Below are 20,301 nucleotides of genomic sequence, written 5' to 3' on the forward strand. Positions count from 1 at the left end.
TTAATATTCGGAATTAATAACCACTTCCTCGCCGAACTGACCGGCTTTCGGCAGCGGCTGATACGAGGAGTTCGAAGCGCGTAATACCCGGATACCGCGGATATTCAGTTCCCGTGCTGCGGCAATATCGGCATCCGCATCACCGTAATAAATTTTCAGTTTGTGATCACGCATCCAGCTGACTTTATTATTCTGCCCTTCCTCATCACCGGCAAAAATAACCGGGTTCATTTTATCTGCCGGGATACGCAGCCCTTCCTGAACATATTTGGTGACCGTTTCTGTTTTGGTTTTGCTGCGCCCGGTGATGAAATAAACGGTATCACCACGTTTCAGGTGCATCTGAACCAGTTCCATACCGGATTTTTTCGGCATACTGAATTTATCCCACTCATTATTCATTTTTTCCCAGAATTCCGGGTTTTTCAGATAACTGTAGTCGTTCGGGGAGTATTCCAGTTTGCCGCGGTAAAAGCCCGGGCTTGAGAATAAGACAGTGTCGTCAATATCAAAGCCCACCGCCATCGGCGGCTGCCCTTTCAGGCTCTCTTCAATCTGTTCAACCGAAATCCAGTGAATGGCATGCTGTTCTGCCAGCTGAGCAACGGTCACGCCGTCACTGACTTTTTCCGGCATGTACACTTTGGCATCAGCCACACTGTTGAGGCTCAGAGCGAGTGCCAGGGCACTCAGGGTGAGGGTCAGTTTACGCATTGTATATCCTTAATTTTCTGTGTCGATCACGCGGAGTGAGAATCTAACCATTCCGGTTTCATATTAACGTTATTCAGATCACACGGTGAGGAATCCCCGCCGCTTTATACCGGCTGACAGCCGCATGATTGTTCTGAATTCAGAACATTGTTTATCAATATCCGCACTACTCAGCTTTTCGCTTATGGATTAATTTTAATCCGCACAACAGAACGTTTCTGAGAAACACACTGTTTAAACAAAAATCACCATCAAATTACCATAAGTGAGGGTCTTAAAATGAGTAATCCGGCAAACTTTAATGGTCAGCGTCCTGTTATTAATCCTGATGATGCACTGATGTTGTTAATCGATCATCAGAGCGGATTGTTCCAGACTGTCGGCGATATGCCGATGACTGAATTACGCGCCAGAGCCGCTGTGCTGGCAAAAATGGCAACGCTCGCCAATATTCCGGTGATCACCACCGCGTCTGTGCCGCAGGGTCCGAATGGACCGCTGATCCCGGAAATTCACCAAAATGCACCACATGCTCAGTATATTGCCCGTAAAGGTGAAATTAATGCCTGGGATAACCCGGAGTTTGTGGCTGCAGTGAAAGCATCCGGTAAAAAGCAGTTAATCATCGCCGGTACCATTACCAGCGTTTGTATGGCATTCCCGGCGATCAGCGCCGTGGCTGACGGTTATCAGGTGTTTGCGGTAATTGATGCTTCCGGTACCTATACCAAGATGGCTCAGGAAATCACCCTGGCGCGCGTTGTCCAGGCTGGTGTGGTACCGATGGATACTGCAGCGGTGGCCTCTGAACTGCAAAAAACCTGGAACCGTGCGGATGCGGCAGAATGGGCACAGGCGTACACACAGATTTTCCCGGCCTATCAGTTACTGATTGAGAGCTATACCAAAGCGCAGGACGTTGTAAATAACAACGAGATTTTAGATTCACAGCGCTGATATAAAAAAACGGATGAGCGCACTGCTGCGCTCATCTCAGGCCGTTGACAAACCTGCAAGGGTTGGCAACGACCGACAGGGGTTGTAAAAATAAACCAGGAAAATCAATTTATTGATTTTCGGCTGATAACACAAAGCAGGAAAAACCACGTTTTATCCTGCTTTGTCTGCAATCACGGATGAGCACAGCAATGTGCTCATCCGCTTCAGAGAAAAGACCGGAGGGAGAAATTAATCCTGCTCTTCTTCCCCGTCATCCTCCTCTTCCGTCACCGGCTCAGGCAATGCTTCCGGTGCCGGCGTTGGTTCCGGCTGGCCGAAGCCGCGCAATCCCACCACATGCACATGTTCCTGATTATTGAAGACTTTACGTACCAGTTTGTACGTTGTGCCTTTCTCCGGACTGATATTTTCTGGTGCCGCAATAATCAGCTGCATCTGTAAGCGATCGCACAGCTCAAACAGGGTGGCGATAGATTTCGCATCCAGACGCGCTGCTTCATCCAGGAACAGCAGACGGCACGGCGAAATATCTTTGCTGCGCAGACGGCGGGATTCTTCTTCCCAGCTCTGCACCACCATCACCAGAATGGACATCCCGGTACCAATCGCCTCACCGGTGGATAACGCGCCGCTCTCGGCTTTCAGCCAGCCGTCAGAACCACGGTTGACTTCCACTTCCAGCTCGAGATAGTTACGGTAATCCAGCAGTTCCTCACCGATGGTCTGCGGCAGACGCTGCCCCATATCCACCTGCGGGTTCAGACGCTGATAGAGTTTCGCCATCGCTTCAGAGAAGGTCAGACGCTGGCTGGCGAACAGGTCCTGATGCTGCTCGTGCTCTTCGGACAGCACATCCAGCAGTATCGCGTGGCTTTCGCGGATATTCACATTCAGGCGCACCCCTTTGACCTGACCGAATGCCACGGCCTGCAGGCCCTGGTTAAGCATGCGGATACGGTTCTGTTCGCGCTGAATAGTTTTGCGGATGATATTGGCCACACTTTTCGAGCTGATCGCCAGTTTCTGTTCACGGGCGGTCAGTTCGTCGGTCAGCCGTGCCAGCTCGATTTCCATCTGTTCAATAGCGTCAATCGGATCATCAGTTTTGATAATATCCTGGCGGATACGTTCGCGCAGGTGGCGGTACACTTCGATAAAGAACTGTACTTTGCGTTCCGGACGCTTCGGATCTTCGGACAGGCGCAGTGCATCACGCAGATGTTCGTTATCCGCCACGGCCTGACGCAGTGCACCGAGGGCTTTATCCGACATGGAACGCAGTGTGTCCGCATCTTCATAAGCCAGCTCACGGCGGTGGAGGCGGCGCTCAACGCCACTTTCTTTCACCATCCGCATCACCGCACACCAGCCCGCTTTGGCGGTCACGACCTGCTCGCGGAGCTGCTGGTAATCGCGCTCTGCTTTGCGCAGACGTTTTTGCAGATTATCCATTTCCGACTCGCCGATCCCCAGCTGTTTTTCCAGCTGATTGATACGGGCGCGGTTATGGCTGACCTGGTTGTACAGTTCATCACGGCGCACACGGGCACGCTCTTCCGCATTGGCATCCGCCTGAACACCAATTTCGCTCATTTCGCGCTCAAGTTCGCGCAGCATGTCCGATTTGGTTTCATACGAGCTGCGCAGTGAGGCCAGAACCTGATTGAACTCCGCGCATTTGGTCTGCTGCTGGCGCAGCATCTCACGTGTACGGGCACGATCAGACTCCGCGTGTTCCAGACGCTGACGCAGTTTGTCATTAAGATCGGCATTTTCTGTCAGCATGCCGGCGGATCCGCCGTAATTAAAGTGCTGACGGCGCTGCGCGACTTCTTCCAGGGCAAACGCCTGCTGACGGGCCTGCTGCTGCACCTGTTTCGCGTTTTCATAATCGCGGATCAGAGCTTCATGCTGCTCCGGATCACTCTGGAGAACAGCTACCATCGGCTCCAGTTTGCGCAGCGCTGCACCGTACTGCTGAATATGACGGGCGGATTCCTGTGCATCCGTCAGCGCATCACGGATCTCATCCGCGCGATCTGCCAGTGTTTCATCAAGCAGCAGAGCGGTATTCGGGATCAGACGGTTAAGGATGCTCAGATTTTCTTTGATCTGCGCATACTGCTGACGGGCAACGGCAGTCTGATCCTCAAACTGTGCCAGCTCGCGCTCCAGCTCATTACGGCGCTGATTCAGTGTGCGGATTTCCGCTTCCGGGTCAGCCTCAAAGGCCACTGAGATATTTTTGCCGACAAAACGGCTGAATGCCTGATGAGCACGCTGCATTTTCTGGACATCAAAAGAGAGTGTCGCCAGGCGTTCTGCCAGCTCATCCCGTTCATGTTCCAGCACTGCCAGCTGATTTTCCCGCGCCGCACGGCCGAACAGCGGCACAGACGGGAAGCGGGAGTAACGCCACTGGCGATCGGTGCTGCGCACCAGCACCGCACGCTCCAGCTCTTCGGTGGTGAAGACGCTGTCATCAAAGGATTGCGGATCCCCTTCAATCAGATAGAGATCTTCCGGACAATCATCGAGGGCATCCAGCATCGGACGCACGGCGCTGAGATCCGGCACCACAATCGCATGGCGCGCCGGGCCGTATAAGGCGGAGAAATACGGTGCGTCATCAATCGTGATGTCGTCATAGATTTCCGACAGCAATATACCACCGAAACGCTCTGCCAGGCCAAGCATACGGCCATCTTCCGCGCCGCTCGGCTGACTGAGCCGTTCAATATCTTTTTCCAGCTGTGCTTTTTTCAGCGCGATTTCATCACGCTCAACAGTCACTTCGCGCTCACGCTCCAGCAACTGCTGCATATATTCAGTGACATCATTGGCGCTGGTGAACGTCTCATGAGACTGCTCACACAATTGCGTCAGAGCTTCCTGCGCCGCCAGCCACGCCGGGGCTTTGACGGTCAGGGACTGGATTTGCTGCTTCAGCTGCTCAGTCTGCTGACGCATTTCCATACGGCGCTCGCCGCTTTCACTGACACTGACACTCAGGCTTTCCTGCTGCGCCTCAAGGGTCATCAGCATCTCATCGAGCCCGTCCGCCTCAACCTGCTGCCCGATGCGTTTGCAGAAATCATCCAGCGATTTCTGCGCATTGTGCTGGCTGTGCAGACGCTGTTCCAGTTCAGATAACTGCTGGCGCAGCGGCTGGACGCGGTCGGCCATCATCTGCTGTGACGGCAGTTCGCGCAATAATTCACGGGCGGTCTGGTAAGCTTCACTGCGGCTGACTTCACCGACCACCGATTTCACCAGTTCATAGGCCTGAGAGAACTGGCTGTGTGCGGCCTGCGCCACACTCATTTTCTGCTCAAGCACTAACAGGGATTCGGTTGCCTGCTCTTCGCGGGCGCGGAAGGTTTCCAGCCATTCATCCAGTGAATCAATATCCAGCTGCGGCAGCTGACACACCGCTTTGGCGCGTTCCAGCGCCTGTAATGCCTGCTGATACTGAATGGCGCGGGTCTGCTGAACATCCAGCGCCTGCTGGTAATCGGCCAGCTGGCTTTTCAGCTCATCCACTTCTTCTTCCGCAACATGGTTGCGTTCTTCATATTCCGCCAGCTGTTCTGCGGCTTCTTCCGCCACTTCAGTCTGTTCTTCCAGGCGGAATGTCAGCTCTTCGACATCTGCCTGATAGCGGTCAATTTTTTCCTGCTGACGCATGGCCGTCTGTACCAGCGTCAGGTGATCACTGGCCGCCTGGTAATCGGTTTCCAGATCGGCGGATGAGGCCGTCTGCTCCGCCAGCTCGCGGGACATTTCCACCTGACGGAACTGTTCGCTGATCAGCTGTTTGCGGCTGCCGAGCAATTCCCGGCGCACAGAAAGTGCCTGGTCGATATGCACACGGCGCTCATTGGCGTGACGCATATAATCTGCAGAAACATACGCGGTCGCTTCAGTGATCAGGTGTTTGAACAGGTCACGGTCAGACTGGGTAACGCGGATAGCTTCCAGTGTGATACGGTTTTCACGCAGTGCCCCTTCCATGTCCTGGAAGGCTTTGCGCACCCCGCTGTTTTCAGGCAGTAAATAGTCACGCAGGGAACGGGTGATAGCGCTGGAGATACCGCCGTAGAGCGAGGCTTCGATCAGACGGTAGAATTTGCTGCGGTCGCCCGCAGAACGCAGACGTTTCGGGATAACGCCCAGCTCGAACAGAACCGAGTGGTAATCGGTAATCGAGTTAAACTGTTTGAAATGTACACCTTCGATATCATCCAGGCGGACTTTCAGGTCATTCAGCGGCAGAACCCGCACCTGGCGTTCACTCAGCTGTTCGCTGACAATTTGTGTCGGGGAGTACTGTGTCGGTAATCCCTGAATCATAAAGGATTTGATATCGACTTTTTTATCACGTCCCGCAATCTGCTGAAGACGCACACCCACCAGCACACGCTGATGGCGGGAGTTCACCACATCCAGCATGGCGTAGCACACGCCCGGACGCAGTTTACCGTGCAGACCTTTATCACGGGAACCGGATGTTGCCCCGGCTTCCGTGGTGTTACGGAAGTGCAGCAGGGTTAAATCCGGGATCATGGCGGTAATAAAGGCCGCCATGGTGGTGGATTTACCGGCACCGTTACCGCCGGACAAGGTGGTGACCAGCTCATCCAGATCAAAGGTGCGCGCAAAAAAGCCGTTCCAGTTGACTAACGTGAGCGAGCGGAATTTACCACGTTCAATCATTCTTCATCCTCCGCTTCATCCGTCGCGTTGTCATTATCAGATTCTTCATTATCATCGTCCTGATCCTCAGGGCGCGGGTGTTTTTCATCTTCCGCCAAAGATTGGGCCTCACCGTCACGGATAAGACGCAGCTGCGCCTCACGCGGGTCATCCCCGCTGCGGACATCTGCCCCGAAGCGGAAAACGGATTCGGCAATCACAAACTGGCTGTTATCCGCAGAGACAAACGTGATCATGCCCAGGCGGCGCAGGCGGTTCAGCGCACCACGGGTTTTTTCCAGTAATTTCTGTTTGTCCAGGTCAGAGCCGGTGGAGCGGTTATTCACCACTTTCAGTAACTTGGCTTCATCCGCCAGTGACAACAGTTCTTCATAGAGCTCTGCCGTAGAGAAAATGCCCTGGTTGGCCAGGCGCTCCGGGCTGAGGTACAGATAGCACAGCACCTTGCCGACCAGCATTTCCAGTTCGGATAACACCGAGCGCGGGATCAGCGTGGTGGAACGCGGGCGCAGATAGAAGAACCCCTCCGGTGCACGGACCAGTTCCACGTTATAACGGGCGTAAAAGCCTTCCAGTTCATCCTGGAAATCCATCAGAAAGGCATGATTATCCAGATCATCAACACCGATATGGCGGCCTGCGCGCAGCTGGCTGTCAAGTTCCGGAAAAAGGTTATTGGCAAGTGCCTGAGCCAGCTTTGCTGACATAAATTGTTCAATATGTGTCGATGACATGTGCCTGCACCTTCGCTCCGTATTCATTAATTGCTGACCATTCCGCCGGGATGCCGGAGAAATCAGCATCAGCCACCCCGAGGCGGACAGCCTGATCCACGATAATCCGTGCCACATCGAACTGGCGGCTGCGCGGATATTTCGCGAGGTAATCACGCAGAACCGCGCCCAGATCCAGCGGCTTCGCCTGTGCTTTATACACAGCCAGCGCAGTTTCCATCATGGCGGCAAGCTCTTCGTTGACCTCGCTGAACTCTTCATATTCCAGATCCGGCGGTAATTCCCCGGTCACTTCGTCATCACGCAGTGCCATCTCTTCGTCACGCATATCCAGCAGACGCTCCGCATTAGCCACATTAAGGGCCCACGGCGAGTCAAAATAGTGCTGTACAGAATGGCGCAGACGCTGCGAGAAAATACGGTTTTTATCCATATCGATAGCGGTACGGATAAATTTATGGACATGGCGGTCATAACCAATCCATAAATCAATAGATTGCTGGCCCCAGCTGATAATGCGGTCGAGCTTGGCCTGCAAATCAAAAATCAGTTTATCCACCAGTTCAGAGCCGGTGGCGGCACTCATATTGGCATCCTGGATGCGCAGCAGGTTCGCCTGTAATTTGTCACCGGCGGCTTCGAGCGTATCCTGCAGTTCCCGCAGTGTGAGAGAGGTTTCTGACAGCAGCTGTTCACAGTTGGCAATCGCGGCCTGCCAGTCCTGATTCAGCAGTTTGGCGATATCGTCTTTGACGCCGTTTTGCTGCTCATCCATAACGCGCTGCGACATATCAATGCTGTCGAAGATCTCCGCCACGGAATATTTCAGCGGGGCAAACACATTACGGTGCCAGTGAAATTCATCACCGCCCTCTTCGGCAGCATCTGCCGCGCGGCTCAGTTCACCGGCCACAATCGAGAGCTGCATGGATAAACGCAGTGAGGAAAATTCACGCTGACGGATGTAATAATCACTGATGCCGATCCCGAGCGGAGTCAGCCGGTAAATCGCATTACCCTCAAAGATATCACTGGTAAAGCGGTTAAATATTTTCTGGCGCACCATATCATTGATGGCATTGTTCGCGCGGACCGCAACAGATTCCGTTGTCTGTTCAAAGCCTTTGCAGACTTCGCGGAAGGCATCCACCAGTTCCCCCTCGCTCATCTCACCGTCGATGCGCTCACTGTTGAGCACCGCAACAGACAGTAAAAAAGCCAGCCGTTCCGGCGGCAGCGCGATGGAAAAATCATTCTTTCGCGCCCATGCCACGAGTTCCGGGACTGTTTGGGTAAACTCACTCATTGTCCATCCTTCTGATCGGTTTTCGTGCCATAACGTGAATATAGCGGCCTAAGCTGATATAAGGCTCCTGACGGCAATAGCGTTGCTCCAGTGCCAGCAGCGCCGGGAAATCACGGTTTTGTAACTGGCGGCTCTGCAGATAATCATGGAAAACCCGCACGCCGGTTTTTGCCTCAATCGTCAGACGGCAATCATCCAGCCACTGATAAACCTGTTCCGGCATAAGGGGATTCTGCGGCGATAACGAACGCTTGCGGCGGCGCTGAATTTCCGGGGTTGCCAGATGAAAATTGCCTAATATCGCATTTCGCATCACAAGTCCGTTCGCATTGTAAAACATTAACGATAATGCACCACCGCCCGCTATTATAGCGGTCAGTGCTTCAATTGCACCTTTTTGATCTGTGATCCACTCCAAAACGGCATGAAATAATACCAGATCAAACGCCCCTTCAGTGTGAAGTGCGATATCCTGTGCCGCACAATGAATAAAGGACATATTTTCTGCCACGCCGTCATCCAGCGCGGCCTGTTGTGCGCGGGCAATCATCTCTTCTGACAGGTCGCACAATACCACCTGATGCCCCAGCGCAGCCAGACGGCGGGAGAAAAAACCGTCACCGCCGCCTGCATCCAGAATGCGCAGCGGGCCCGGTTTCAGCCGTGTCAGTAAGGCGTCCAGATCCTGCCAGACTACCGCTTCGCGGATTTGCCCTTTTGTTGTGCCATAGATATTGCGGGTGAATTTCTCCGCGATATCGTCAAAATTACGATCAACCATGAAAACCTGTGTTCAGTTCCGGGGGATATTTCGGGTCAGTCTGCGGCGGTTTCCCGCGCAATCCGGCTATCTTCAATTGTATTGCCGGGCAGAGCAGTGCAATATGCAAAGTCGGTAACTATTGTGTCACAGACGTGTTTAATGTCACCCGATTTGTGCAGACTCCTGCCGTTAACCGGTGATAAATCAATCATATTTAAGGTGCGCTCATGCTGTTTGCCCTGAAAAAATACCTCGGCGGTTTTCTGATGCCGCTGCCGTTTATGCTCCTGCTGATCCTGGCCGGATTACTGCTGCTGTGGTTTTCCCGGTGGCAGAAAACCGGTAAAACGCTGATCACCGTGAGCTGGATCGGGCTGGTGCTGCTCAGCCTGCAACCGGTGGCGGATGCCCTGCTGCTGACAACAGAAAAACCGTATGAAAAACGCTATGAGCTCATCACCCCGGCTGAGGTTCAGCAACAGGATCTGCGCTATATCGTGGTGCTCGGCGGCGGCTTTACCTATAACCCGGAATGGTCACCTTCCGCCAACCTGATCAGTAACAGTCTGCCGCGCGTCACCGAAGGTGTGCGTCTCGCGCTGCGTTACCCGCAGGCAACGCTGATTTTCACCGGCGGGCCGGGCGCAAACAGTATCAGCAGCGCAGAGGCCGCAGCGCAGGTTGCGCAGTCACTGGGGATCCCCGCTGAACGCACACTGCCGCTGGTATTGCCGAAAGATACCGAAGAGGAAGCTGCCGAAGTGAAAAAAGTAGTGGGTGATGCACCGTTCCTGCTGGTGACCTCCGCTAACCATATGACCCGCGCCAAAGCCTTCTTTGATGCGCGTGGCCTGCATCCTATCCCGGCACCCGCTAACCAGCTGGCCGTCACCACCCCGCTGCACAGCTGGGAAAAAACCATTCCTTCCGCGTACTATTTATCACACAGTGAGCGGGTCTGGTATGAAGGGCTGGGGCGACTCTGGCAGTCCGTGAAAACGTCAGATAATGAAGGACAGGAATAGAAGACAACAAAAACGCGGGAAATCCCGCGTTTTTGCTTATGACTGATATCTCTCAGCGGGCGGCAAACAATCTGCGCACGGTTTCAAGATCTTCCGGAGTATCAACACCGGTGCCCGGCGCTTCGGATGCCTCCGCGACATGAATTTTTTCACCGTACCAGAGTACACGCAGCTGCTCGAGCATCTCGATTTTCTCCAGCGGGCTGGTTTCCCACTGAATATAGCGGCGGATAAACCCGGCGCGGTAGGCATAAATCCCGATATGACGCAGGAAATTATCACCGGCGCTGTCACGGCTGTGCATAAAGCGCTCGCGATCCCACGGAATGGTGGCACGGGAGAAATAGAGCGCATAGCCCTGTTTATCCATCACCACTTTCACCGCATTCGGGTTAAAGGCTTCTTCCGCTGAGGTGATTTTTACCGCCAGAGTGGCCATACCGGCTTCGCTGGCTGCCAGATTTTCAGCAACCTGCGCAATAATACTGTCAGGGATTAACGGCTCATCCCCCTGAACATTCACGATACTCTCATCATCAGCAAACCGGTAGTGATCAATCACTTCCGCCAGGCGCTCGGTCCCGGACTGATGATCTTCGCGCGTCATACAGGCTTCGCCGCCCTCTGCGATCACGGCATCAAATACCGCCTGTGTGTCAGTGGCGACAATGACTCTCGCGGCACCGGAACGTTTTGCCTGCTCCATCACACGGACAATCATCGGCTTGCCGCAGATGTCCGCCAGTGGTTTACCGGGCAGACGCGTGGAGGCATAACGCGCGGGAATGATAACTGTAAACATGGAGATTATCCTTCTGAGGCCGGCAATTCGCGGGCTTCATTCTCTAATAAGACAGGGATATCGTCGCGGACGGGATAGGCCAGACGGCAGCCTTTGCAGATGAGTTCGAGATTTTGCTTGTCGTAGCTGAGTTTGCCGTGGCAAACAGGGCAGGCCACGATTTCGAGTAAACGGTGATCCATACGTCCCCCAATGAGATAAAAACGTTGGCTTAGAATAACATAAGCCCGGTCTCACCGTTAACTCTGTTGTTGCGATATCACTGAGATAATCGCGTTTTACCCATATTACAGCGCGATCACATCGTTCGCTGCAATACCATAACTGCCTCGTGTCAGAGAGAATTCCACTTCCTGACCTTCGCACAGTAATTTGTTACGGGAATTGGCGATCCCGTTACGGGTTACCCAGATATCGTCGCCGCCGTTAACCGGGGAGATGAAACCGTAACCTTCTTTCGCGTCATACCATTTAACGCGGCCAAGTTGTAATTGTTTAGACATAGTATTAACTCCTTTTATATCACCAGGAATGGTATACACCCCATCGCTGGTTATGTCTGCTCCGGCCGGGCAACACGGGTGCTCTCTTTGCGAACAGCCACCCGGTAATGAGCAAAACATTATAGTTATTATTTTTTATTCTGATTTGCAGCCGGTCAGACACCTGCTGCAAAACATACCGTTTATCCGCGGGATCCGGTCATCCGCACCACAAGATTAACAAGGTGGTGTGAAAAAATTATGACAGCGGGATCAGAATATGTGTTGACACGCGGATTGGTTGCACAGTGAGATATGAAATACATCACAGAAATACAACTTTTTGATTAAGCCATATTCAGATAAAAAGCGCAAGTCCCTTTATGCATTTTTTATGTGAGATATGACTTTATCCAGAATTAAATCGGCGGATTTTGCGGGAATGGCGGCACTGACCGGTAAATACCACCAGTCAGTTGCAGAAAAGGCAAAACATTTCACTGCATCCTTCTCTGTCATCAGGAGTGACTGGCCGGGTTTTATCAGTGCGGAAAGCTGTTCAGGGCTGTAAGACTGGTGATCCGGAAACGCAATACACTGTGCCGGTGTCACGCCGAGGGAGTTCAGCGTGGCAAAAAAACGCGGCGGGTGCCCGATACCGGCCATCGCCACACACTCACCGATTTCAGCCGCCGGTTTACGGGTGCCGTCAGCCAGGTTAACAGCCTCTCCCGGCACCAGCTGCATAGCGGTTTCCCCGGGTTGCGCGGTACCGCCGTTGACGATCATCGCATCCACCTGTTTCAAACGCCCTGCCCGTTCCCGCATCGGCCCGGCGGGCAGCCACCAGCCATTGCCGAAACGGCGCTCGCCGTCAATCACCACGATTTCCATATCGCGCTGCAGTGCGTAATGCTGCAAACCATCGTCGGTGATGATCACATCCACCGGTGCATGCTGCAAAATAGCCCCTACCGCAGCCGCCCTGTCAGGCGCAACCGCAACCGGCACACCGGTACGGCGGGCAATCAGCACCGGCTCATCACCGGCCTGTGCTGTCGTTGTGTCTTTCGTGATAAGCAGCGGGTAATGATCTGATTTACCGCCGTAACCGCGGGAAACCACTCCGGGACGGTAGCCACGGGCCAGCAGTTGCTCTGTCAGCCAGATAACCACCGGTGTTTTACCGTTACCGCCGGCGGTCAGATTACCGACCACCACCACCGGCACCGGCATACGGCGGGATTTTTTCAGTCCGCAGCGGAACAGCAGACGCCGCAGACCGCTCACCGCCCCGTACAAAAACGAGAGCGGCAGAAGCAGCCAGTAAAGCTTTGAGCGGCCGGACCAAATTTTATCGATCATCAGCAGTGCCGCTTAGTGACCAAACTGCATGTTATAGAGCTGCGCATAGATACCCGGCTGTTTCACCAGTTCATCATGCGTACCGCGCTCCTGCACTTCGCCGTCCTGCACCACGAGGATTTCATCCGCCTTCTCAATGGTGGATAAGCGGTGAGCGATCACCAAACAGGTACGGTTTTTCTGTAACTCATCGAGCGCGGCCTGAATCGCACGTTCAGATTCAGTATCCAGTGCCGAGGTTGCTTCGTCGAGGATCAGGATCGGTGCGTCACGCAGCAGTGCACGGGCAATCGCAATACGCTGGCGCTGACCACCTGAAAGCAGAACACCGTTCTCACCGATTTCTGTATCCAGCCCCTTCTCCATCTTATTGATAAAGTCCATGGCGTAGGCCATTTCAGCGGCTTTTTCAATCTGTTCGCGGGTGTACTTCCCTTCTGTGGCATAAGCGATATTATTCGCGACCGTATCATTGAAGAGGTGAACATTCTGCGACACCAGCGCCACCTGACTGCGCAGTGATGCCAGCGTGTAATCGCGGATATCATTGCCGTCGATCGTAATGTGTCCGCTTTCAATTTCATAGAAACGGGTGATCAGATTGGCAATGGTGGATTTCCCGGAGCCGGAGCGCCCGACCAGTGCCACCGTTTTGCCTGACGGAATAGTGAACGACACATTTTTCAGCGCCGGGTTCTCTTTCCCCTGATAACGGAAAGTCACATTCTCAAACGCCACATCACCTTTGGCATCTTTCAGCACTTTGGTGCCGGTGTCTTTTTCCTGCTCCATATCAAGCAGAACAAACAGTGTCTGACAAGCCGCCATCCCGCGCTGGAACTGGGCGTTCACGTTGGTCAGGGATTTCAGCGGGCGCATCAGGGCAATCATGGAGGAGAAGACAACCGTAATGGAACCGGCACTCAGCGCTTCTTTAATTTCAGGGAAACTGGCGGCAAACAGCACAAATGCCAGCGCAAAGGAGGCAATGATCTGAATAATCGGGTCGGCAATAGATGATGCGGTAACCAGTTTCATACCCTGGCGGCGCATATGGTTGCTGACTTTATCGAAACGATCATTTTCCACTTTCTGACCACCGAAAATCAGCACTTCTTTATGCCCTTTCAGCATCTGTTCAGCACTGGCGCTGACCTGTCCCATGCCGCTCTGCATGTTTTTACTGATTTCACGGAAGCGGACAGAGACTTTACGGATAACAAAAGCCACAATCGGCGCAATAACGATCAGAATCAGCGACAGCTGCCAGCTGTTGTAAAACATCAGCCCGAACAGCGCAATAATATAGGCGCCTTCACGGACGACCGTTACCAGTGCACCGGAAGAAGACGAAGCCACCTGTTCGGAATCATAGGTGATACGGGAAAGCAGTGTCCCGGTGGATTGCTGATCAAAGAAGGAAACCGGCATGCCCATCATATGCCGGAACAGGTTACGGCGCATGGTCATAACCACTTTGCCGGACACCCAGGAGAGGCAGTAGCCTGAAACAAAACTGGAGATACCGCGTAACAGCATCAGCCCCAGGATAATCAGCGGCATGATACGGAGAAAATCATTGTCGGCAGTGCCGAAACCTTCATCAAGCAGCGGTTTCAGCAGCGACAGCATAAATGCATCGCCGCCCGCATTGATGACTAACGCAATAGCCGCCACGATGATACCTGTTTTAAACGGTGCGATTGTCGGCCATAACCGGCGGAATGTTTGCCGGGTTGAAATATCAATATCTTTCATTATTGCGTTTACCAATACTAAAAATTAGCTGCCTATATTACCCGTTTACCGGCTGATCTCCAAACCATGCGCTGAACCAGCGGGCGGAGAGATGGGTACGGTAAGTCGCGACGGATACCTCATCAGCAAAAAAGGACACAGAAATCTGGCCGCTGTGCGCAGTATCATGCCACTGCACGCCGAGATCATGATAGCGACGGCGTACTTTATCAGAAGGCAGACGCCACGGGCTATAGCGCGCAACAGAAACCAGTGCGAAAGCGGGATTTACCGCACGAATAAAAAATTCTGATGATGAGGTTTTGCTGCCATGGTGCGGAACTTGCAGTACAGTAGCAGAGAGCTCATCTTTATACTTAATCAGCTGTTTTTCTGCCTGTTTTTCGATATCCCCGGTCAGCAAAACCTGATGTTTCCCGTCACTGATGCGGATAACACAGGAGCCGTCATTTTTGCTCATCTGATATTTTTCATCCGGCCATAACACCTCAAAATACAATGACTGCCATAACCACCGCTCCCCGCGGCGACAAGGTGTATCGGCCTGCGGAATGTTGCCTTTGACCACAGCGGCAGGATAAGCACTGCGCAGAGAGCCCAGTCCCCCGGTGTGGTCACGGTGGTCATGGCTGATCATAATCCAGTCCGGAGTCAGGCGGTGATAACGCAGATAAGGCAGCACTGTGCGAAGCCCGTCATCCCGTGACCCGAAGCGGTTGCCGGTATCATATACGACCGCCCTGCCGTCTTTTATCACCATCGCCGCCAGCCCGTGCCCGATATCCAGTACGGTAACCGACCATTCAGGCAGCGGAGTTTTCCGCAGATACAGACAGCAACTGAACACCATTCCCGGCAGCAGCAGCGGGTGCTGCCGCCACATATCCAGCCGGATGATATAAACAACCGCCCACATCAGTGGTATCCATATCAGAGCGATATGCCCGGTAACCATCCAGCCCTGTGCCAGAAACGGCAACGGCCATAATGCCAGCGCCAGAGAGAAATCCGCCAGCGGCAATGCAGGCCCGATCAGTAATCCGGCAAACAGCAGCGGCACCGTCAGAAAGGAGATCACCGGTACCACCCACAGATTACTCAGAAACGACAGAATATTCACGCCGCCAAAGAAATAGCCCTGAACCGGCAGCAGTAACAAAAATAATCCGCACTGATAAGAGAGGAACAGCCTGATATTGCGCCACAGGCGGGCAAAAGGTGTCAGCGGGATGAATACATTACTGCGGGAGAAAACGCCGGTGTGATGCCAGAACAGCAATGCGGTAACCGCAGTATAAGACAGCCAGAATCCGGCGGATAAAATTGTCAGCGGATCCGCCAGCAGCAACAGAGCGGCACTGATCACAACAAACTGATACGCCGGCAGATGGTAATGCCGCCAGCGCAGCAGATGCCACAACAGCAGCGCAGACAATGCCCGGCAGGCCGGAACCGCAAACCCGGCCAGCCAGACATAGGCAACAGCGGCACAAACTGACAACACAGACGGAATAACAGGTGCCACCATACGCAGCGGTAACAGCAGCAACAATAACCGCCCGGCCCACCAGCCCCATAACGCCGCCAGCCCGATATGCAGCCCGGAAATAGCCACCACATGCGCCACTCCGGTTTCCTGCACCAGTCTGCGCTGCTCTGCAGTGATGCCGCGCCGCTCGCCAAATAACAGCGCCGCCATCAGTCCGTTATGCGGCAGGTTATCCATTGCGGGAAGGTATGTCGCAATCATTTTCTGACGCTGATTGCAGTCTGAAGATAGTTTTTCACTGCGTCCCGGCGTCAGAGAAAACAAAACCCGCTCTGACAGTAAATATTGCTGCCGGTTTGACTGTCCTTCATTTAACTGACCGTGTACCGGCCTCAGTACAGGACGAAATATACGCCAGACTTCACCGGAACATGCCGGTTTAAATGAACCTTTTATTTTTATATTAATAAAAACAGTATCATCATACATTTTATTATTTATATTAATAATCCGCCCTCTGACGGAATAATAGTCAGATGAGTTAATCATGACATCATGGATCATAATATCGATATTATCGGGTAGTTCAGCGGAAAAGAGTGATAATGTATTACCGATATGAATATTTACTGCCAGAAAAGTACCGGCAACAATGCGGATAAAAAAACTCAGCCTGGTGCGGATAAGAAAAAGCAAACAAATACCAGTGAATAACAGCAGGCTTTCTGCCGGTAACAACAACCGCGGAATCAGCAACAGCGGCATATGCCCGGTCACAACAGCAGCCGCAGCGTGCCAGAGCGGCAACGGACGGGGAAACAGATATTTCATCACAGCCATAACAGACATATTACTCACCTGGAAGGTAAACAGGCCGGTATTATGTTATGACGGGTATCACGTGTTATTACGATAATAGAAAAATGCGTGTCGTCACGAATTTATATTTCAGGCATACAAGTAATCAATTATTTTATGAGAGTCAACTCACAATTATTTGCTTAATTATAAACACTGTCTAATTTCCAATAGTATTTTATGGCGAACTGAATATGATGTCACCGGTAACCTATTATTAATAAACGAATTCAACTTGCCAACACCAGAACCTTACACAACCATAATTTATTAATACAATATTAACATTTTTATAATAATGATAATTTAATGTTTGCTGCAAAAAAAATGACGCCGGTGGCGTCATTTTTATTATCTCTGTCAATAATCAAGCATAGATATTTGCGCGGTCGCGTAACTCTTTGCCCGGTTTGAAGTGAGGAACGTGTTTACCTTCCAGTTCCACCTGTTCGCCGGTTTTCGGGTTACGACCTACCCGCGGTGCACGGTAGTGCAGAGAAAAACTGCCGAATCCACGGATTTCAATACGTTCGCCGTCAGCAAGCGTATTTGCCATATGCTCAAGGATCTCTTTTACTGCTTCTTCAACAACTTTAGCCGGAAGATGAGATTGTTGGCCTGCCAGCTTCTCAATCAGTTCAGATTTGGTCATATAACCTCCTGGACTACCCTGATTATCATAAAAGCAGACCGCTTGCGCGGCCTGCTGCTGCTTAATTACTCGCCTTTAGCTGCTTTGAAAGCTTCTGCCATTGCGTTGTTAGAGAAGCCAGCTTCTTCCTGCTTGTTCACAGTAGCGATAGCGTCTTTTTCATCCGCTTCGTCTTTTGCACGTACAGACAGGTTGATTACACGGTTTTTACGATCAACACCAGTGTATTTAGCTTCAACTTCATCACCAACGCTCAGAACCAGAGTAGCATCTTCAACGCGATCGCGTGAAGCTTCTGATGCACGCAGGTAACCTTCAACGCCATCCATCAGCTCAACAGTTGCGCCTTTAGCGTCTACTGCAGTTACTTTACCGGTGACGATAGCACCTTTCTTGGTAACAGCGGTGTAGTTGTTGAACGGATCTTCAGCTAACTGCTTAACGCCCAGAGAGATACGCTCGCGCTCTGCATCAACCTGCAGAACAACAGCTGCGATTTCGTCGCCTTTTTTGTATTCACGTACTGCTTCTTCGCCTGCAACGTTCCAGGAGATGTCAGACAGGTGAACCAGACCATCGATGCCGCCATCTAAACCAATGAAGATACCGAAGTCAGTGATTGACTTGATTTTACCTTCAACGCGGTCACCTTTGTTGTGAGTTTCCGCGAACTGCTGCCATGGGTTAGATTTGCACTGCTTCAGGCCCAGGGAGATACGACGACGTTCTTCGTCGATGTCCAGAACCATAACTTCAACAACGTCGCCCACGTTAACAACTTTAGATGGGTGGATGTTTTTGTTGGTCCAGTCCATTTCAGAAACGTGTACCAGGCCTTCAACGCCTTCTTCGATTTCAACGAAGCAGCCGTAGTCAGTCAGGTTGGTCACGCGACCGGTCAGACGGGTGTTCTCAGGGTAACGCTTAGCGATTGCGACCCAAGGATCTTCGCCCAGCTGTTTCAGGCCCAGAGATACGCGGGTACGTTCGCGGTCGAATTTCAGCACTTTAACAGTGATTTCGTCGCCGACATTCACGATTTCGCTTGGGTGTTTAACACGTTTCCACGCCATATCAGTGATATGCAGCAGACCATCAACGCCGCCCAGATCAACGAATGCACCGTAGTCAGTGAGGTTCTTAACGATACCTTTAACTTCCATGCCTTCCTGCAGGTTTTCCAGCAGCTGATCGCGCTCTGCGCTGTTTTCTGACTCGATAACTGCACGACGGGAAACAACCACGTTGTTGCGTTTCTGATCCAGCTTGATTACTTTGAACTCAAGCTCTTTGCCTTCCAGATGCGTGGTGTCACGAACAGGACGCACGTCAACCAGTGAACCCGGCAGGAACGCACGGATGCCGTTCAGTTCGACAGTGAAACCGCCTTTAACTTTACCGTTGATAACACCGGTAACAGTTTCAGCTTCTTCGTATGCTTTTTCCAGCATCAGCCATGCTTCGTGGCGTTTTGCTTTCTCGCGGGACAGAACAGTTTCACCGAAACCGTCTTCTACTGCGTCCAGAGCAACATCAACTTCGTCGCCAACCTGGATTTCCAGCTCGCCCTGAGCATTTTTGAACTGTTCTACCGGGATAGCAGATTCTGATTTCAGACCTGCGTCAACCAGAACTACGTCTTTATCGATAGCGACAACAGTACCACGGACGATAGCGCCCGGACGGGTTTCGATAGCCTGCAGGGATTCTTCAAAGAGTTGAGCAAAAGATTCAGTCATGTTTGATCTTCAAGTGTTTAAGTATTAACGTCCATTTAGCATCCGGCCGAATGGGGTTGTTTCACATACCTTGCAACATTCCTTGTCACAAAGGGGTGGCAGAAAACTGCTTCTTTGCCTTGTTCTCTGCCGGTAAAAAACTTCAACTTAACATTATAAACAAAAACGAATACAGAAACCTACTAAAAAACACGTTTTCAGTCAGATTTTCCGCAAATTTTGTTTATCATTCCGCCGTTTCTGCCAGTTTTTCCTTCGTATAACGAAGGGCTTCGGCAATAACGTCGTCAATTGACATGGTTGTTGAGTCCAGAATCAGCGCATCGCCGGCAGCCACCAGCGGGGCAACCGCACGGTTGCGGTCGCGGAAATCACGCTCTTCTATCTCAGCAAGAAGGCGGTCAAAATTAACACTAAAGCCTTTGTCCTGCAACTGCTTCATCCGGCGGTGGGCGCGCTCCTGCGCACTCGCGTCGAGGAAAATTTTCACCGGGGCATCCGGGAATACTACCGTGCCCATGTCGCGGCCGTCGGCAATCAGGCCCGGCGCCACACGGAATGCGCGCTGACGGCGCAGCAGAGCTTCACGGACACGCGGGAACGCCGCGATTTGCGAGGCTGTCATACCCACTTCTTCCTGACGGATAGCCCGGCTGACATCCTCACCTTCCAGAATTGTCTCAGGACCGGTGTCTTTTGCCAGGAATTTCACATCCAGATTAGCCGCCAGCGGAACCAGTGCATCTTCCGAAGTGATATCCACATGATGATGCAGTGCCGCCAGTGCCAGAACGCGGTAAATTGCGCCGGAGTCCAGTAAATGCCATCCCATTTCGTTTGCCAGTGCGTGACAAAGGGTACCTTTGCCCGCGCCGCTCGGGCCGTCAATGGTAATGACCGGAACATATACTGCCATGCGCGCTCTCCTGTCGCAGTCC

General features: G+C 52.4%; 16 protein-coding genes. 2 read left to right on the forward strand and 14 right to left on the reverse strand.

All coding sequences use genetic code 11. The features are described from left to right. Complete coding sequence (gene aphA, locus HMPREF3119_RS16125) at positions 1-714, reverse strand: acid phosphatase AphA (RefSeq protein WP_004235840.1); 714 nt, start codon at positions 712-714, stop codon at positions 1-3. Positions 715-993: 279 nt separating this feature from the next. Here aphA and HMPREF3119_RS16130 point away from each other — a divergent pair, with 279 nt between their 5' ends. After that, entirely contained in the window at positions 994-1,671 is a 678-nt protein-coding gene (locus HMPREF3119_RS16130; RefSeq protein ID WP_004235839.1) for a hydrolase, read from the forward strand. A 231-nt stretch (positions 1,672-1,902) separates the two neighbouring features. Here the strand turns inward: HMPREF3119_RS16130 and mukB are convergent, their stop codons facing one another. The 4 genes from mukB to cmoM are packed head-to-tail and all read right to left on the reverse strand — an operon-like array spanning position 1,903 to position 9,211. After that, on the reverse strand, positions 1,903-6,390 hold the full coding sequence (mukB, locus tag HMPREF3119_RS16135) for a chromosome partition protein MukB (RefSeq protein WP_070580305.1): 4,488 nt from the start codon (positions 6,388-6,390) through the stop codon (positions 1,903-1,905). After that, the gene (gene mukE / locus HMPREF3119_RS16140) at positions 6,387-7,124 is read right to left on the reverse strand and encodes a chromosome partition protein MukE (protein ID WP_070580307.1); all 738 of its coding nucleotides are present in this window, start codon (positions 7,122-7,124) and stop codon (positions 6,387-6,389) included. The genes mukB and mukE overlap by 4 nt, the downstream gene beginning before the upstream one ends. Further along, entirely contained in the window at positions 7,105-8,430 is a 1,326-nt protein-coding gene (mukF, locus tag HMPREF3119_RS16145; protein ID WP_004235835.1) for a chromosome partition protein MukF, read from the reverse strand. The genes mukE and mukF overlap by 20 nt, the downstream gene beginning before the upstream one ends. Beyond that, the gene (gene cmoM, locus HMPREF3119_RS16150; protein ID WP_004235834.1) at positions 8,423-9,211 is read right to left on the reverse strand and encodes a tRNA uridine 5-oxyacetic acid(34) methyltransferase CmoM; all 789 of its coding nucleotides are present in this window, start codon (positions 9,209-9,211) and stop codon (positions 8,423-8,425) included. Before cmoM ends, mukF begins: the two co-directional genes overlap by 8 nt. Before the next feature lie 209 nt (positions 9,212-9,420). Here cmoM and elyC point away from each other — a divergent pair, with 209 nt between their 5' ends. Beyond that, a complete protein-coding gene (gene elyC / locus HMPREF3119_RS16155) occupies positions 9,421-10,218 on the forward strand; it encodes an envelope biogenesis factor ElyC (RefSeq protein WP_070580309.1) in 798 nt (265 codons plus the stop codon). A gap of 52 nt (positions 10,219-10,270) precedes the next feature. On the opposite strand, the gene kdsB is transcribed toward elyC, so the two are convergent. The 9 genes from kdsB to cmk form a co-directional block, all read right to left on the reverse strand. Continuing rightward, positions 10,271-11,020, reverse strand: coding sequence for a 3-deoxy-manno-octulosonate cytidylyltransferase (kdsB, locus tag HMPREF3119_RS16160; protein ID WP_070580311.1), 750 nt, complete (start codon positions 11,018-11,020; stop codon positions 10,271-10,273). Positions 11,021-11,025: 5 nt separating this feature from the next. Then, complete coding sequence (locus tag HMPREF3119_RS18960) at positions 11,026-11,202, reverse strand: Trm112 family protein (protein WP_072056875.1); 177 nt, start codon at positions 11,200-11,202, stop codon at positions 11,026-11,028. 105 nt (positions 11,203-11,307) lie between these two features. Then, positions 11,308-11,523: a cold-shock protein gene (locus HMPREF3119_RS16165; protein ID WP_004241772.1), complete on the reverse strand. Its 216-nt coding sequence runs from the start codon at positions 11,521-11,523 to the stop codon at positions 11,308-11,310. A gap of 360 nt (positions 11,524-11,883) precedes the next feature. Beyond that, the gene (gene lpxK / locus HMPREF3119_RS16170; protein ID WP_036414241.1) at positions 11,884-12,867 is read right to left on the reverse strand and encodes a tetraacyldisaccharide 4'-kinase; all 984 of its coding nucleotides are present in this window, start codon (positions 12,865-12,867) and stop codon (positions 11,884-11,886) included. 12 nt (positions 12,868-12,879) lie between these two features. Further along, positions 12,880-14,625 (reverse strand): lipid A ABC transporter ATP-binding protein/permease MsbA, encoded by a 1,746-nt coding sequence (msbA, locus tag HMPREF3119_RS16175; protein ID WP_004241767.1) that lies wholly within the window; start codon positions 14,623-14,625, stop codon positions 12,880-12,882. A gap of 37 nt (positions 14,626-14,662) precedes the next feature. After that, entirely contained in the window at positions 14,663-16,963 is a 2,301-nt protein-coding gene (locus tag HMPREF3119_RS16180; RefSeq protein ID WP_070580313.1) for a DNA internalization-related competence protein ComEC/Rec2, read from the reverse strand. Positions 16,964-17,339: 376 nt separating this feature from the next. Next, a complete protein-coding gene (ihfB, locus tag HMPREF3119_RS16185) occupies positions 17,340-17,624 on the reverse strand; it encodes an integration host factor subunit beta (RefSeq protein WP_004235823.1) in 285 nt (94 codons plus the stop codon). A 65-nt stretch (positions 17,625-17,689) separates the two neighbouring features. Beyond that, positions 17,690-19,363 (reverse strand): 30S ribosomal protein S1, encoded by a 1,674-nt coding sequence (gene rpsA / locus HMPREF3119_RS16190; protein ID WP_004235822.1) that lies wholly within the window; start codon positions 19,361-19,363, stop codon positions 17,690-17,692. 226 nt (positions 19,364-19,589) lie between these two features. Beyond that, complete coding sequence (cmk, locus tag HMPREF3119_RS16195; protein WP_004235820.1) at positions 19,590-20,279, reverse strand: (d)CMP kinase; 690 nt, start codon at positions 20,277-20,279, stop codon at positions 19,590-19,592. Positions 20,280-20,301: the final 22 nt, after the last annotated feature.

The organism is Morganella sp. HMSC11D09 (assembly GCF_001807955.1).
GTDB lineage: Bacteria > Pseudomonadota > Gammaproteobacteria > Enterobacterales > Enterobacteriaceae > Morganella > Morganella morganii.

Excerpts from the sequence above, each read along its gene's own strand:
- mukF (WP_004235835.1), bottom strand. The coding sequence starts at position 8,430 with ATGAGTGAGTTTACCCAAACAGTCCCGGAACTCGTGGCATGGGCGCGA.
- cmk (WP_004235820.1), bottom strand. The coding sequence starts at position 20,279 with ATGGCAGTATATGTTCCGGTCATTACCATTGACGGCCCGAGCGGCGCG.
- lpxK (WP_036414241.1), bottom strand. The coding sequence starts at position 12,867 with ATGATCGATAAAATTTGGTCCGGCCGCTCAAAGCTTTACTGGCTGCTT.
- HMPREF3119_RS16130 (WP_004235839.1), top strand. The coding sequence starts at position 994 with ATGAGTAATCCGGCAAACTTTAATGGTCAGCGTCCTGTTATTAATCCT.
- HMPREF3119_RS16165 (WP_004241772.1), bottom strand. The coding sequence starts at position 11,523 with ATGTCTAAACAATTACAACTTGGCCGCGTTAAATGGTATGACGCGAAA.
- aphA (WP_004235840.1), bottom strand. The coding sequence starts at position 714 with ATGCGTAAACTGACCCTCACCCTGAGTGCCCTGGCACTCGCTCTGAGC.
- mukE (WP_070580307.1), bottom strand. The coding sequence starts at position 7,124 with ATGTCATCGACACATATTGAACAATTTATGTCAGCAAAGCTGGCTCAG.
- HMPREF3119_RS16180 (WP_070580313.1), bottom strand. The coding sequence starts at position 16,963 with ATGTCTGTTATGGCTGTGATGAAATATCTGTTTCCCCGTCCGTTGCCG.
- msbA (WP_004241767.1), bottom strand. The coding sequence starts at position 14,625 with ATGAAAGATATTGATATTTCAACCCGGCAAACATTCCGCCGGTTATGG.
- kdsB (WP_070580311.1), bottom strand. The coding sequence starts at position 11,020 with ATGTTTACAGTTATCATTCCCGCGCGTTATGCCTCCACGCGTCTGCCC.
- rpsA (WP_004235822.1), bottom strand. The coding sequence starts at position 19,363 with ATGACTGAATCTTTTGCTCAACTCTTTGAAGAATCCCTGCAGGCTATC.
- ihfB (WP_004235823.1), bottom strand. The coding sequence starts at position 17,624 with ATGACCAAATCTGAACTGATTGAGAAGCTGGCAGGCCAACAATCTCAT.
- elyC (WP_070580309.1), top strand. The coding sequence starts at position 9,421 with ATGCTGTTTGCCCTGAAAAAATACCTCGGCGGTTTTCTGATGCCGCTG.
- HMPREF3119_RS18960 (WP_072056875.1), bottom strand. The coding sequence starts at position 11,202 with ATGGATCACCGTTTACTCGAAATCGTGGCCTGCCCTGTTTGCCACGGC.
- cmoM (WP_004235834.1), bottom strand. The coding sequence starts at position 9,211 with ATGGTTGATCGTAATTTTGACGATATCGCGGAGAAATTCACCCGCAAT.
- mukB (WP_070580305.1), bottom strand. The coding sequence starts at position 6,390 with ATGATTGAACGTGGTAAATTCCGCTCGCTCACGTTAGTCAACTGGAAC.